Origin of the sequence: Sorangium sp. So ce385, from assembly GCF_051474135.1 — a bacterium.
Lineage (GTDB): Bacteria > Myxococcota_A > Polyangia > Polyangiales > Polyangiaceae > Sorangium > Sorangium cellulosum_D.
The window spans coordinates 6,827,117-6,841,622 of sequence record NZ_CP150337.1 but is presented as its reverse complement, the minus strand read 5'-3'; the positions used below and the strand labels follow the sequence as shown (position 1 = coordinate 6,841,622).

Below are 14,506 nucleotides of genomic sequence, written 5' to 3'. Positions count from 1 at the left end.
GCAAGCACGCGTGGGTGGACAATAACTCCAGGGGGCTCTGCGTCGTTGACACGGCCGGTGAGACCAATTGTCTCACTGAGTTCCAGAATTTGCGTGTTTATGTCTTTCGTACCAATAGCCCGCAGAAGGTCTGGGCTCTTCAGGGAGCGACTGACGCGTCAGTTTATCTCGTGGATTTTGAAATCGAAAAACGTGTTCTGGGTTCTGTGCGGCTGAACTTGACGGGACATCCTGTCAATGTCTTCGGTGGGGAGTCTGCCGTCGTCTCGAAGGACAAAACAAGTTTGTGGTTGCGTGATGCTCAGAGAACTGGCGTGGTCCACGTCGGAGTTGTTGATGCTTCTGGGAGCATAGGTTGGATCGATGGGTCGATATTGGGTAAATGTGGTGGTTTGCGACCGATCGAGCTGCAGGGTCTTGTGCCGGCTGGCAGGGCCGGTCAGGCTTGGTTAAACGCATCCGAATGTATCGCCTTCGTCGATAAAGAAGCACAGACTCCGATGCGAGAGCTGGCTAGGATCGATTCCACTCAAGTTGTCGTCGGTTCCGATGGATCGCGGGCCTTCGTTGTCGGTGCGGTGCCACAGGCAAGATCGTTCTCCGTGAAGGGGAAGGTGGACACCAAGCTCTACATGGTAGATGCGATGCGCGAGCCGAGAGGACAGGAGATGCAGCCGCTACTCGAGGGGGCCAATGTGCGCAGGCTCGTCCGCAGTACGAGCGGTGGTCGTATATGGGCGTTCGGTCCTGCGCCGAAGCCGGAGCTGCCATCAGCCGACGCGCTACCGCCACCCAGTGCCGCGCACGGCACGCCGACTCCGCCCGCGCCATCCATCGTAGGTGCTCCGCTGCCGCGCGCCGCCGAGCCGTACCCGGATTCCAGTCATGTGATCTCTGTATACTTGGTTGATGAAAACGGAAAATCGCTGCTGGCCAGGCCGATTCCGATTGGTGATGTTTATGCGACCGTTCCCGTATCTGCTGATCGTCTGCTGGTTTATTCGGCTGATGGGCGTATCGTCTTGCTTGATGAGAGCGGGGTTCGCCAGGAGCGCGATGATCTGAGTGTACGGAATCGGAGCGACTTGTACGATTTGATGATGTCTGAACTCGCGGTTGTTGCTGGTGGCGTTGAAGACACCGCTTGGCTCGTGGACCTAAGCCAAGGGATCCGTCACGTCGCTGTGGTCAACGATTCGCTGGTGGTTCGACAGGTGTGTGGGCGTAGATTGGCGCTCGAACGGTCAGGGCTAGCTCAGCCGGACGGATCCGCTCTGTGGTTCAACGGCGACGGAAACTTGTGTGTTGCACGTCCTGCGGAGGCGGGCGACTTTAGATGTCTGGAGACTAAGGTCCGCGATGCGCGGAGGGTGTACCCGGCTGGCGACGGAACGCACGGATGGATCAAGACCGATCGTGGCTTTCTCGCCTACGGGCCCGCGTCCGAGGCAGCAGCCACGATCGAGTTCGAGCACGGGCTGATTCGTCTGTCGGAAGGCAAGCTCGAGGTCGAAGGCATCCCGTACGTCCTCGATCGGCTCGAAGATCTCAACGTACGATGGCCCACTGCGGCTGACCTCGGCGCGCGCGCAGCGACGATCAAGGTCTCGATGCACGAGAGCGGTGTGACGGATGGCGCCGAGCATTACGAAGCCCGCAAGGAGGGGAGCAAGGCGATCCAGCAGAACTCGGCCTGGCCTCTGCCAAGGTCATTGACCGCCGAGCCCCTCTACGATCTCGTGATTGACTACGAAGATCAGGCAGGCAGCAAGCTCACGCTGGTCCTCGAGAAGGTCCCCTTCGCCTACCGCCCGCTCGACCGGGGCTGGGTGCGTACCCTCCTTGCCTGCGCCGGAGCGCTCCTCCTGTTCGTCCTGCCCGTGCTCCTCGAGGCCCGGAGTCGGCTCGCGAGGGGTTGGATGCCGTTCGGGGCCGTGCTCGCGAGCACCGCCGGCGGCGGCGGGGCCGCCCTCATCCCGGCCGCGCAGAAGCTCAACATCAACTTCCCGACGGTCGTCGGCGTCACCTCCGGGGCGCTGCTGCTCGGGCTCGCCGCCGGCGTCGTCTCGCCCGTCGCCTTCCGCCTCCTCGCCCCGTCGAAGCCGTTCCAGTGGCTCGTCCCGGTCGCCGTCAGCGTCCGCAGGATCCGCCGCGGCCTGATGCGAGGCTACATCAAAGCGGCGAAGGATAAGCTGCGCAAGAAGCGAGAGGCGGCCCGCGGCGAGACGTACGTCCCGCTCCCCGCCGACGTCTTTCTGAGCGAAGGCAGCCCGTCCTCCCCGGCCCCGGAGGCGCTCGCGGACGCGATTGCCGACTTCCTCGGCGACCCGGAGCAGGGCGGCAACGTGCTCATCGAGGCCCCCGGAGGCCGGGGCAAGAGCGCGCTGCTGCGGCAGGTGATGCAGCGCATGCTCGCGCGCTTCGAGGAGGATCCCGATCGCCCGCTGCCCGTGCTGTGCGAGGCCGGCGGCCCGTCGCTCGCGGACGCGCTCCGGCGCGCGCTCGAGGCCCACGCGCTCGGCCCCGACGCGCTCGAGGCCCAGCTCCTGCGGGGGGATTACGTCATCGTGATCGACGGCCTCGTGGAGTCGCCGTTCGAGCCGGAGGACATCACCCGCTTCCTCGATGGCCCCCTGGGCGGCCGGGTGCGCCTGCTCCTCGCCGGCAGGCCGCACCGCTACTTCCGCAGCGCCTTCGAGGCCTCGGCGCGCTGGATGCGCGTCGAGCCGCAGATGCTTCACGACAACGACGAGCAGCACGGGACGCTCAAGACGTTCGTCGACGCCTACAGGAAGGATTACGTGCTGCCGGAGACGGTCAAAAAGGCGTGTCGAAGCCACGACGGAGCGTATCTCCCCATCCTGGTCCGGCTTGCGATCCCGATCGGCGACACCGCGGTGACCACGCTCTCGGATCTGTACGAGACCTCGATCCGGGAGCTGCTGAAGGCCAAGCGAGCGCGGGGGGAGGACGCGGCGCTCCTCGCGTGGGCGCGCTCTTACTGCCTCGCCACGTACTGGCGCAATGGCCTGCGCACCGTCCGGGCCAGCAACGAGGAGGAGCGAGAGAACCTCCAGAAGCTCAAAGACGCCGGGCTGCTCGTCCAGGCCGAGGACCCGCGCGATCTGCGCTTCTTCCACGACTCGATGCAAAGCTACCTGACCGCGAGCGCGCTCTTCGCGCAGGAGGCCCAGCAGGAGACGTGGGACTGCTTGCACCGGGCCGCGGCGAACCCGATCTTCGTCCGGGACCCCACCGACCTCCTGCCGGGCGGCGCGTCCGAGCTCTTCGCCATGTGCCTGTTCGTCTTCGGTCCGGTGCCGCGGCTCCGCGACGAGATCAAGCGTCAGCTCGAGCGGTGGGCCGATCAACACGACGACGACCTGTCGAAGCTCGAGATCGCGAGCACGCTGCCGGAGTCGGTGCGCGGCGAGATCCTCGGACACGCGACCATCTCGCCGGGGGACGCGCTGAAGAAGGCCGTCGAGGCGTGCGACGACAAGGACCTCCGCGTCCTCGGCGCGCTCTACGCGAACGTCGCCGTCAAGGTGTGGCCGCTGCGCGCTCGAGGAGCGCTGGCCATCCCCTGGGACAAGGCGGAGAGCGACGATCTCATCCGGGTGCTCGCGATCGCGTACCGGAACACCGATGAAATCGAGGCGCTCGCCAAGAAGGTCCCGATCGATCTGCTCGACTGGGAGCGGAGCCTGACGCCGAGAAAGGCCTGGCGGAGCTTGCTCGACGAGGCGAGCATCCAGCGCAAGCTCGACGCGCTCCTCGACAGGATCCTCGAAGACACCGGCAAGGCGCTCGTCCACGACGAGCTGCGCAGGTTGCGCGGCGCGCTCTGGCCAGCGCCACCCCCGCCGCCCTGAGCGCAGCGCCCCTGACACGGCCCTCCGGAGCCATCCCGCCGGCGCCGCCTCTGCGTCGGCGATCGTGCGCCACAGCCCCGCGCGCGTGCCGCGCGGCTCGGGCGCCTACCGCGCGGGCTCGTCGCGGAGGAGCGCGCGGATCTGTTCGTGCACGGCCGCCTTCATCGGATCGCTCGCGACCTTCTCGAGGAGCGGGCGGAGCTTCTTCGCGAGATGCGCCACCTCGATGAGGGACATCCAGGTGAGGCGCAGCGTCGGATGAACGGCGACGTCCGCGAGGTCGATGCCCACGGTGGCGGCGAGGAACTGGGCTTCCTTGAGCGTGGGATAGGCGGCGCTGAGGGTGCGGAGCAGCGCCTCGCTCGCGGGCTGGCTCCAGTCGAACGACGGGGCGTCCAGGAAATGCCGGCGCGGAGGGACCGCCATGTCGCCGGATGCTACGCGTGCGGGGGTCTCCTCGTCCAGCCAGCCAACCCATGGCGCCTGGGCGATAGCGGCCTTCGAGCGGCTGAAGCAGCGCCGCACGGCGGCAGAGAGCCTTCCGTGCTCTTCACGAGGGTCTGTTGACCTTCGGCTCGGTCCGCGTGTACGTATCATGGGAGGGCTCTCATACCGGGCCGCACGCCATCCGCCTGCGGCGTCGAAAGGTCACCATGGGATCGGTGGAGGAACGCGCGTCACGGGCGGCGAAGTTCTTGAGGGACCTCCACGCCGCGCGGGGCGGGCTCGAGAGCGCCTACGGCAGCACCAGCGTCGAGCGGCGCGAACGTCTGGAGTCCGTCATCGTTTCGGTCGGAGCCGCCGACGCATCGCTCGAATCCGCTGGTGGTGCAGAGAAGGCGGTCCGGTGTGCGGCGGAGGGCCTCGACGACGTCCTCGCGGGCCGCACCCCGGCGCCGGCGCAGCTCGCCGCGCTCGAAGCGATCGTGCTGAAGAACGAGTGCCCCACCCTCGAGCTCTGGAACGATGGCTTCGTCGAGCGGCCGTCGGGCCGCTGGAAGCACCTCGGCGACGAGGAGGCCTCGCTCAAGCCGTCGATCCGCGCCGTGGGGCGCCTCGATTGCGCGTCCCTGTACCCGGGCTACGCCGGCAGCGGATTCCTGGTCGGCGACGGGCTTCTGATGACGAACCGCCACGTCGCCCTGCAGTTCGCGCATTACCAGGGCCGCGGGATGTATTACCAGGTCGATTTCGACCCGCTGCACGAGAAGCGCGCTCCTCGCGCGCAGGAAGCCGTGCGGGTGCTCGATGTCGTGCTGATCCACCCGCACTGGGACATCGCGCTCCTGAAGGTCACGTCCCCCGCGTCCAGGGATCCGCTCACCCTCGCCGCGGAGCCCCCGCAGGCGTTCGGGGGGCGCGAGGTCGCGGTCATCGGGTACCCGTACTTCCGGTTCACGGACGACACGTACGAACGCGCCGTGCTGCTCGACAACTTCGGCGAGATCCCCGGGTACAAGCGGCTCCAGCCCGGCTCCCTGACGGAGCTCCTCGCGTTCAAGCCCGAGAACCGCGCATTCCCCGACGTCCACGCGATGGGCCACAACGCCTCGACCCTGGCCGGCAACTCCGGCTCGGCGGTGCTCGATCTGGAGACCAAGACCGTTGTCGGCGTCCACTTCGCCGGCGCCCCGTTCATCACCAACTGGGCCGTCCCCACCTGGGAGCTCCACCGCGATCCGCGGCTCCGCGACGCGGGCGTCCGCTTCACGCCGGCGTCCGGCGGCCCGCCCACGCCGGATCCGGCGGTCGAGGCGGCATGGAAGCGGCTGGAGCCGTCGGCGAGCGCGGTCCAGGTCCCGGTCCACGTCGGCCAGGAATCCCCGGCAGAGCCGGCCGGCTCGTTCGCGTGGACGAGCCTCGACGCGCTCACCGACGCCGTCGGCCAGGGCGGCCCCGAGGCGCGGCGCCGGCTGATCCGGGCGCTCGGCGACCGGCAGGCGGCGGCGCTGCTGCGCGCGCTCCCGGCCGCGCGCTCGGGGGAGCCGGCGTGCGCCGTCGACCCCGAGCTGCCGGAGATCGTGCTGATCCACGACGCCTTCACCGGTCACCTCGATGACGTCGGGGTCGGGCGGCGCCGCGCCTGGCTGTCGCCGAAGACGTTCCAGCGGAGCCTCTCCTGGTGCCTCTCCCTCCAGCAGGATGGGCACACGGACGCCGCGCCCGAGGAGCGGCTCGAGCCGGCAGGTCCGCTCCCCGCCCTCTACGGCACCGCGGCCTTCCTGTGGCGGAGCGAGGGCTTCGTCGTGCACGAGCTGGCGTTCGACTGGCGCAAGCGGATCGAGGTGGCCGCCGACCGGCTGCACTTCTTCCTGGAGGCGCTCTCGGCCGAGCGGCCGCGGCGCTTCGCGCTCGTGGCGCACGGCATGGGCGGGCTCGTCGCGTGCGCCTACGCGCGGCGGCGCCCGATCTGGCACGAGCGCGTGCAGCGCGCCGTGCTCGTCGGCGCCCCGCTCGGCGGCACCTTCGACGCGCTGCAGGCGGCGCTCGGGCAGCACCCCCTGCAGCGCAAGCTCACGCTGCTGAAGCTCGACGACTCGCCGGACGAGCTGCAGCGCATGGCGCTCTCGTTCCCCGGCCTCCTGGAGATGCTCCCCGATCCGGCGCTCTTCCCCTCGGCGGCCGCGCTGTACGCGTCGTCGACGTGGCCGGGGCCGCTGCGCCCGTCCCAGGCGGCGCTCGACCGGAGCCGCAACCTGAAGGCGCTCGTGCGCGAGAGCCCCCTGCTCGAGCGGGCCGGCCTCATCGCGAGCGTGGAGCGGGGCACGTGTGACAGCCTCGGGCGCACATCCGCCGGTCCGGGAGCGCCCGCGAGGCTCTGGGCCGGGCCGTGCACCGGGCCGGGCGACGGCGTGGTGCCGGCGGCGTCGGCCATCGTCGCGGGGCTGCCGCTCGCCCTGGTCGACGAGGACCACGCGCTGATGCTCGCGCACGACGGCGCGCAGCGCGCCGTCGCGACCCTCCTGCGCGAGGGGAGCTTCCCCGCGGAGCTCGCGCGGGAGGCGAGCGCGGTCGACCTCTACCGGCGGCTCGAGGCGCCGCCCGAGGTCGTCGAGCTCCACGAGGTGTACCGCTCGCCCGACCCGGCCGAAGCGGCCACGGAGCGGCTCCGGCGCGAGCTCGACTTCGACCTCGTCCGGTGGCTGTTCGACGCTTCCGTCTGCGTGCCCTCGCCGGCCACGGCGTGATCCCGAGGAGAACCCGGTGCAGCTCGCTTCCAAGTACGTCGTCCCGCTCGCGATGCAGCTCGACGCCTTCTACGGCGGGGGCGTCCCGTTCGACCTCGCGTCGATCTTCGAGGACGCGGACAGCCTGCCCGCCCCTCCGGACAGGGCGGGGGCGGCGTCCTGGGCCGCGTGGCTGCGGCAGTGCCCCGACGACCAGGCCGAGCGGGTGCTCGCGGGCATCGAGAGCCTCCCCGCCGCCGTCGCCGCGGCGCAGGCGGCGCGGGCGGAGCTCGTCCGCACGCAGATCCTGGAGCGAGCGAGCGTGGCCGACAGGCTGGTGGTGAACCGGAAGGCCCTGATCGGCCACGTGAAGGCCATGCTGGACGAGCGCTGGCGCATCCTGCGGATCGACGGCGGCACCGGCGCTGGAAAGACGTTCACCCGGCATGTCCTGCGCTGCATCCACAGCGCCGGGATCGGGGGCGATCACCAGGTCATCGAGATCGACGTCCCGTCCTACCTCGGGCTCCCGGCGCTGGCGGGCGGCATGTGCAACGCGATCGACGGGCAGGACGCGAGGCTCCCGAACCGGGAGGACACCACGCCGGACAAGTGGATCGAGCTCGTCGCGCAGCAGGTCATCCGCAAGGCGATCAGCGTGAGCGGACCCGTGTGGTGGGTCCTCGACGACTGCAGCCGGGTCACGGCCAACGACGTGCTGACGTTCCTGCGCCGGCTGGCCGAGGGCGTGGAGGCGAGCGCCTCGCACCCCAGGGCGCCTCGCCTGGTGTTCCTCGGCGCGCCGCCGAGCCTCACGCAGCGACACCGATCGGTGCTGCTCGAGGAGCTCCTCACCTCCATCGATCGCCACGACCTGGAGAGGTTCTTCGCGGAGCTCGCCGAGCAGCACCCGCGCATCTCGAGAGAGCGGTTCCCCGAGTGGGTCGACCGCGTGATGCAGGCGATGCGCGAGACCGAGCCGCCCGACTACCCGCTGATGAGCATGAACGGGTGCATCAGGACCATCCTGCAGCAGGAGGGAGGGATCCATGGCTGAGCCGACGCGCGACGAGCGGCGGAGCGCCTGCGAGCGATCGGCGCTGCTCGCGCGCCTGTGCGCGGTGCACGCCTTCCACCCCACGGCGGTCCCGGGCCTCCGCGCCAGCGACTGCTTGCGGCTCGTCCGGCGCGACGTCGACGTGATCGCGATCGACGACGAGCGCAGCGCGTGGTCCCTCCGCCGCGAGGCCCGCTGCGCCGCGCTCGCGGCGCACCCGGACGCCGCGAGCGTGCTGGCCGCGGCGCGGAGCATCCCCGACCGGCCGATGACGCCGGCGCAGCGCCTCCTCGAGCGGTGGCTCGAGCACGGCCCACCCTCGCCGATCGCGGAGACCACGGCGCCCGCGCTCGACCTCGACGCGCTCGAGCTCGTCGCGGGCTGGCTCGAGGACGTCCCGTGGGCGCGCGACGGGGCGCTCGCCGTGCGCCGCGAGCTGCTCCTCGGCAACCAGCGCGCGCGCCTCGAGGCCACCGCGGGGGCGCACTTCGTCGGCCGCCGCCACGAGCGCGCGGCGCTGCGCGACGTGATCGAGGGGCGGACGGACGCCCGGCTCGTCGTGCTCGACGCGCTCGGCGGCATGGGGAAGTCGGCGTTGCTCGCCCGCGTCGGGGTGGACCTCGGCGCGTGGCGCCCGGACAGCCCCGTGACCCTCGTCCACCTCGATCTGGACGACGTGGAGATCGATCCGGAGTCCGTGGCCAGCGTGCTCGCGGCGCTGTCCCGGCAGCTCGAGGCGCGCGATCTCGAGAGCTTCGCGGGGCTCTCGAAGGCGCTCCAGGACGCCGGCCACCTCGAGAGCGCCCCGTTCGCGTTCCAGGCGTCCGACCGGGCCGAGGTCGACTCGCGCCTCCACGCGATGGTCCCCGAGATCCAGGAGGCCGTCGGGCGCGCCGCGGCGCGCGGGCGCATCACGCGCCTGTGGATCGTCGTCGACACGTTCGAGCGCGCCCTCCGGCGGAGCCCAGAGCTCGCCCGGGATCTCCTGCGCGACCTGTGGAGCGCGATCGGGGGCGTCCCGTCGTCGCTGGTCGTCGCCGGGCGCGGCATCTGGGCCGCGGCGCCCGACCGCGCGTTCTGGCCGGTGGCGCCCGCGATCGTCCAGCTCGGCGAGCTCGACCTGCGGAGCGCCGAGGAGCTGCTCTCGGCGCTCGGGCTCACGGACGAGGCGCTCGTGCGGCGCCTCGTGGACATGCTCCCGCGGCGCCCGCTCACGCTCCGCCTCGCGGCCCGCGCGGTGCTCGCGCAGCCGGCGGGCCGGGCGCTCGACGACGCCCTGCTGCGCGACGCCATCGCGCGCGCCCTCACCGACGGCTACCTCCACCTGCGCGTCCTCATGCACCTCGAGGATCCTCGCGTGCGCGCGATCGTGCACCCCGGGTTCGCGCTGCGGTGCATCACGCCCGCGGCCATCCTCCACGTCCTCCGCGACTGGCCCGCGCCCCCCGTGCGCGACGAGGCCGACGCGAAGCGCCTGTTCGACGCGCTCCGGCGCGTCCACGACCTCGTGGTCGAGACCGCCGACGAGGAGGCGCTCGTGCTGAGGCCCGAGGTGCGCCGGGAGCTCGTCGAGCTGATGATGAGCGATCGGCCCGAGGACATCCGCCGCGTGCACCGGGCGGCGGCGAGCTGGTTCTCCGGGCGGGACGAGCTGGTCGAGGCCGCCTACCACCTCCTCGCGCTCGAGGACTTCGAGGCCCTGGAGGCGCGGTGGACGCCGGCGATCGAGGAGGCCCTGGCCCCCCTGGTCGACGGGCTCTCCCCGCGGGCGCGCGGCTGGCTGGAGCGGCGGGCGCCGCCGTCGCACGCGATGCCCACGCCCCGCGCGCACGTGTCGTGGGAGCAGCAGATGCTCGCCCGCGCCGAGCCGCTCCTCGCCGAGCACCGGCTCGACGCGCTCGAGGAGCTGCTCGCGCAGTGGGAGCGGGCCGCGGCCGAGCGGGGCGGAGCCGCGCCGGACAGCGCGCTGCCGTGCATGCGGGCGCGGCTCGAGCGGCTGCGCGGGCGACCCGACACGGCGCGGACGGCCGCGCGCGACGCCCTGCAGCACCCGCGCCCGCCGGCCATCGCCGACGAGATGCGGCGCGTGCTCGCGTGGGAGTGCTCCCGGGACGGCGATCTCACCGAGGTGTTGCGGCGGATCGCCACGGCCCGCTCGCACCCCGACACGGCGGCGCTCTCCCCGAAGGAACGCCTCGCCTCGCTCGTCGACCTCGCCGCCATCCTCGCCCCGCGGCGCGAGCACGAGGCGCGCCGCGTGCTCTGGTCGCTCGAGGACGACGTGGCCGAGGCGTTCGACGCCTGCGACGACGGCGCGCTCCGCGGCGACGGCGCGCTGCTGCTCGCCGCGGGCGGGAGCTTCCACGACGCGCGCCGGCTGCTGCGCGCGATCGCGCTCGGCGCGCTCGATCGCGTCCGCGAGCCTTACGTCGACGGCCTCGCCGTCGCGCTCGACGACCAGGGCCCGGCGCTCGCGGAGGAGCTCGACTGGACGGCGGCGGCCGCGGACGTGGCGTGGGATCGCGCCGGCCGCTTCCCGTGGCACGACGTGCTGGCGGCGCTCGGGCAGCGCCCCGAGCTGCTCGCGAAGCTCCTCTCGACCCTCCTCGAGAATCACGGGGGCGCCGAGCGGATCGTGGCGTCGATCCGCTGGCTGTTCGCGCAGCAGGGGCGCGCCGGACAGGAGGCGTCGCGCGCGTGGGCGGAGGAGCGGATCGGGGCGCTGAGCGACCTCGCCATGTTCGTGGACCGCCACGTGCCGCCGCACGAGCGCGCGCCCCTGCTCGGCCGGCTGGGTGGCCGGATGCGCGCGGCGGGGCTGGACGCCTCGATGAACGCGAGGGCGCTCGTCGTGGCGCTCGACAGCGGGGGAGCGCTCGCCGGGTTCGTGCGGGCGCTCATGGCGGCGCGCCCCGACCACGCGGCCGACCTCTGGGGGATCCGCGCTCGCCTTTCGCGCCGGCCGCCGTTTCAGCACGTCGCGCACGAGCGGCTGCGCGAGCTGCACGCGGCGCTCGTGGCGAGCCCGCTCGCGGCCCGCGACGGGCTCGCGACGATCTTCGCGGCCGTGGACCCCGATGTCCTCGGCGCCTCGGCGGACGTGCCGCCGCACGTCCAGCTGATCGAGGTGCTCGACCGCCTCAACGAGACGGAGCGGCTCGGCGGGGCGGTCCCGCTCGCCGAGTTCCTGGATCGCGCCCTGCGGCTCGATCTCGGCGGCGAGGCGCTCGGCGTGGTGCGCGCGATGTGGGCTGAGCTCCTGGAGCATCAGCACGACGGCGTCCCGCCTGCGCAGCTGCTCGCGCCCGACGAAGGCCAGCTCGCCGCCGTCGTGGGGGAGCCGCGCCCGGATGTGGCATCGTTCCGCGAGCACGCGGAGGCGATCGGCCGCAGCACCGCGAGGCTCGTCGTCCACACCTTCGCCCGCGGACGGGGCATCCGCGATGCAGCTGGCCGCCGCGAGCTCAGATACGCCACGGCCTGGCTCATCGCCTCCGAGCTGCTCCTCACAGCGCAGCACGCCGTCGACGCGCCGCCGGGCGCTGAGCTGGAGCTGTATGCCGTGTTCCGCGACGGCGAGCAGCTCTCGCACATCGAGATTCGCAGCGTCGCGGCGCAGTCCGTTGCCCTGGGTTACGCCGCATTGTGGATCCAGCACACCGGCCGCGCCCCGTTGAACGTCGCGACCGAACCATTTCCAGGCGACCGGCTCGCGATGGTGTCCCACGACGGCGCCTCCGGCGCGGACGAGCTCTCCGTGCACACGGGGATGGCCGTGGCGGTGGACGAGTCGCGGATAGCGTATCTTCTGAGCACCTGGCCAGCGATAGGCGGCGCGCCGATCTGCGACGTCGAAGGGCGCATCGTCGCCTTGCACCGAGGCGTCGGGCTGACGTCCAACGATGGTCCCGTCATCGGCAACGGCACACGGATGAGCGCCGTGCTCGAGGACCTGAAAACGCGCTTCCCCGACGTGTACGCGCGGATCCCGCGCGCCGCGGGCCGAACCGTCGCGCAGGGAGGCGTGTCATGAAGCTCCTGCGCGACGACGAGCGCCGGGAGCTCCTCGAGGCGGCGCGCGAGGGCGGGCTGCACCGCTCGCAGGCCGCCCTCGACACCCTGGCCGACAAGCTCCCTCCCGCGATCCGCGCCAAGCGCGTGCTCCAGCCGACGAGCGAGCTGCAGCTCAAGCAGGACGTCGGGCTGCTGGCGGACGCCGATCTCTCGCCCGAGAACGAGGAGGGGCTGCGGCAATGGCTCGCCGGGGCGGCCGACGCGTCCTCCGCGGCGGGGAGGGCGCGGTTCGGCGCGATCGCGGCCCGGCGCTTCGGCCTCGGCGCAGCGCCGATCGACCCCATCGACGCCCGCGACGAGCTCCCTCAGAAGATCGTCATCACGGACAAGACCGTGTCGTTCGACTTCCTCCTTCGAGGTCACGAGGCGGGCGCCGCGGTCGGCTGCGTCGTCGTGCCGGTGATCGAAGGCGGCAAGGCGTCCACCGGCCAGGCGTACGGGACGGCGTGGTTGCTCACCGCGCGGCACGTCGTCACCTGCCTGCACGCCCTCCACGCGCGCCCCCGGGGCCAGAAGGCGAGCCCCGAGGATCTCGGGAAGCAAGCGATCGGCGCGCGCGTCCATTTCAGCTGGAGCGGGCCCGCGCTGCGCGACGAGGGGGTCGCCGTGAAGGCGCTCGTCGCGCACAGCGAGGATCTCGACGCGGCGATCCTCGAGCTCGACGCCGCCCCGGCGGGCCGGGCGCCCCTCGCGTGCGATCTCCGCGCGCTCGCGAAGCCGGCCGACGAGCACTCGTTCGTCGTCAACATCATCCAGCACCCGCGCGGCAAGGAGAAGCGCGTCGGCCTGCGGGCCAATGCGGTGCTCGACGTCACCGCGCGCGATCTCTTCTATTTCACGGACACGGACGAGGGCGCGTCGGGGGCCCCGGTCATGGACGACGGCTGGAGCGTGCTGGCCCTCCACCGCGGCGCGAGCTTCGTGAAGGGCGCGTCTTACCTGGGGAAGACCATCGGGTACGCGAACGTCGGCACCCGCATCACGGCCATTCTCGCGTGGCTCAAGGCCGTCGCGCCCGAGGTGCACGGCGCCGTGCGGCTCCGCGATTGAGCGCCGCCGCTCCGCCATGGCTCGCTTGACAAGCGCTGGCGCGAGGCCCTCCAATGGTCGATCGAATTGCCCCTCGCACGGGAGGAATCCTCATGCTCGACCAGCACGCGCCGGAATTGACCACCGCGGACGTCTTCCTGGACGCCGTACCCGACTACATCGAGGCTCACCGCGAGGCTCACGCGCGCTGGCTGGAGTCGCGCCCTTCGTCCGGCGGCGGGCTCGAGTTCGTCACGGCCGATCTCGAGCGGTGGGCGCCGGGGCAGGTCCTGCGCGTCGCCTTCCTCGGCGGCAGCTACGAGCTTCACCAGAAGATCGAGGGGGTCGTCGAGGAGATCTCGGCGGCCTGCAACCTCCGCTTCGACTTCGGCCACGACCCGGAGAACCGGCGTTACCGGAGCTGGTCGCAGGACGATCGCGAGCTCGCCGCGGAGATCCGGGTCAGCTTCGATCGCGCCGGCTACTTCTCGCTCGTGGGCACGGAGAGCGCCGCGCCCATCGGCGCCCGTCACGACGACGTGGGCGGCTACCCGTGGCAGCGGAGCCTCAACCTCGGCGGGTTCGACCGCGCGCTCCCGCCGCAATGGCGCGGCACCGTGCTCCACGAGTTCCTCCACGCGATCGCGTTCCACCACGAGCACCAGAACCTGAAGGGCCCTTGCCAGGCGGAGTTTCGCTGGGAGGACGACCCGGGCTACGCCCTCTCGCGCGACGCGCGCGGCGGCTTCATGAGCGACTACCAGGGCCGGCGCCCCGGCATCTACACGTACCTGAGCGGATACCCGAATTTCTGGTCCCGCGCGAAGGTCGATCTCAACCTCAGGCCGGCAAACCAGCAGAACATCGCCTTCGGAGAGTTCGACCGGGCCTCGGTGATGCTGTACCGGTTCCCCCCGCTCTTCTACCGCACGCAGCCCAGCCCGTGCGCGCCGGACGGCGATGGGCAATCGCTCTCCGCGGGCGACAAGAGGGGCCTGCTGCACCTGTATCCGCACGCCCGGGAGGAGCTGCAGGAGCTCGGGGCGCGGCAGCAAGCGCTCCTCGGCGCGCTCCGGCCCGGAGGCACGGAGGAGGGCGCCGACGGCGGGTTCTCCTATGAGCGGCGCGCCGCCGGGATCCTGCGCCGCAATGCCGCCGCGCTGCGCGGGTCGGCCGGCGGCTCCTCGACCGCATAGCGATGCATTCGTGCTCCGGCCGCCGCCGCCTTCTGGAAAAGCGATGTAGATCCATCGCTTATCCACGCATCGAGTCGGCCGGCTTCACGGCGCAGAGGTGATGACGTA

The 14,506-nt window shown here is 71.6% G+C and carries 7 protein-coding genes; 6 read left to right on the top strand and 1 reads right to left on the bottom strand.

Going from position 1 to position 14,506, the window contains the following annotated elements:
• The first annotated feature begins 614 nt into the window (after positions 1–614).
• Positions 615–3,875 carry a hypothetical protein gene (locus WME83_RS24865; protein WP_437321767.1) on the top strand — a complete coding sequence of 1,087 codons (3,261 nt, stop codon included), beginning with the start codon at positions 615–617 and terminating at the stop codon, positions 3,873–3,875.
• A 105-nt stretch (positions 3,876–3,980) separates the two neighbouring features.
• On the opposite strand, the gene WME83_RS24860 is transcribed toward WME83_RS24865, so the two are convergent.
• Positions 3,981–4,301, bottom strand: coding sequence for an effector-associated domain EAD1-containing protein (locus tag WME83_RS24860; protein ID WP_437321766.1), 321 nt, complete (start codon positions 4,299–4,301; stop codon positions 3,981–3,983).
• Positions 4,302–4,570: 269 nt separating this feature from the next.
• On the opposite strand from WME83_RS24860, the gene WME83_RS24855 reads away from it, so the two are divergent.
• The 5 genes from WME83_RS24855 (at position 4,571) to WME83_RS24835 (ending at position 14,398) form a co-directional block, all read left to right on the top strand.
• Positions 4,571–7,063, top strand: coding sequence for a trypsin-like peptidase domain-containing protein (locus WME83_RS24855; RefSeq protein ID WP_437321765.1), 2,493 nt, complete (start codon positions 4,571–4,573; stop codon positions 7,061–7,063).
• A gap of 16 nt (positions 7,064–7,079) precedes the next feature.
• The gene (locus tag WME83_RS24850; protein ID WP_437321764.1) at positions 7,080–8,099 is read left to right on the top strand and encodes a hypothetical protein; all 1,020 of its coding nucleotides are present in this window, start codon (positions 7,080–7,082) and stop codon (positions 8,097–8,099) included.
• Positions 8,092–12,132 (top strand): trypsin-like peptidase domain-containing protein, encoded by a 4,041-nt coding sequence (locus tag WME83_RS24845; protein WP_437321763.1) that lies wholly within the window; start codon positions 8,092–8,094, stop codon positions 12,130–12,132. Before WME83_RS24850 ends, WME83_RS24845 begins: the two co-directional genes overlap by 8 nt.
• A complete protein-coding gene (locus tag WME83_RS24840) occupies positions 12,129–13,223 on the top strand; it encodes a trypsin-like serine peptidase (RefSeq protein ID WP_437321762.1) in 1,095 nt (364 codons plus the stop codon). The genes WME83_RS24845 and WME83_RS24840 overlap by 4 nt, the downstream gene beginning before the upstream one ends.
• A gap of 92 nt (positions 13,224–13,315) precedes the next feature.
• Complete coding sequence (locus tag WME83_RS24835) at positions 13,316–14,398, top strand: hypothetical protein (RefSeq protein ID WP_437321761.1); 1,083 nt, start codon at positions 13,316–13,318, stop codon at positions 14,396–14,398.
• Positions 14,399–14,506: the final 108 nt, after the last annotated feature.

Bases quoted from the DNA above. Each gene is read 5' to 3' on its own strand.
- WME83_RS24860 (WP_437321766.1), bottom strand. From the start codon at position 4,301: ATGGCGGTCCCTCCGCGCCGGCATTTCCTGGACGCCCCGTCGTTCGAC.
- WME83_RS24840 (WP_437321762.1), top strand. From the start codon at position 12,129: ATGAAGCTCCTGCGCGACGACGAGCGCCGGGAGCTCCTCGAGGCGGCG.
- WME83_RS24845 (WP_437321763.1), top strand. From the start codon at position 8,092: ATGGCTGAGCCGACGCGCGACGAGCGGCGGAGCGCCTGCGAGCGATCG.
- WME83_RS24835 (WP_437321761.1), top strand. From the start codon at position 13,316: ATGCTCGACCAGCACGCGCCGGAATTGACCACCGCGGACGTCTTCCTG.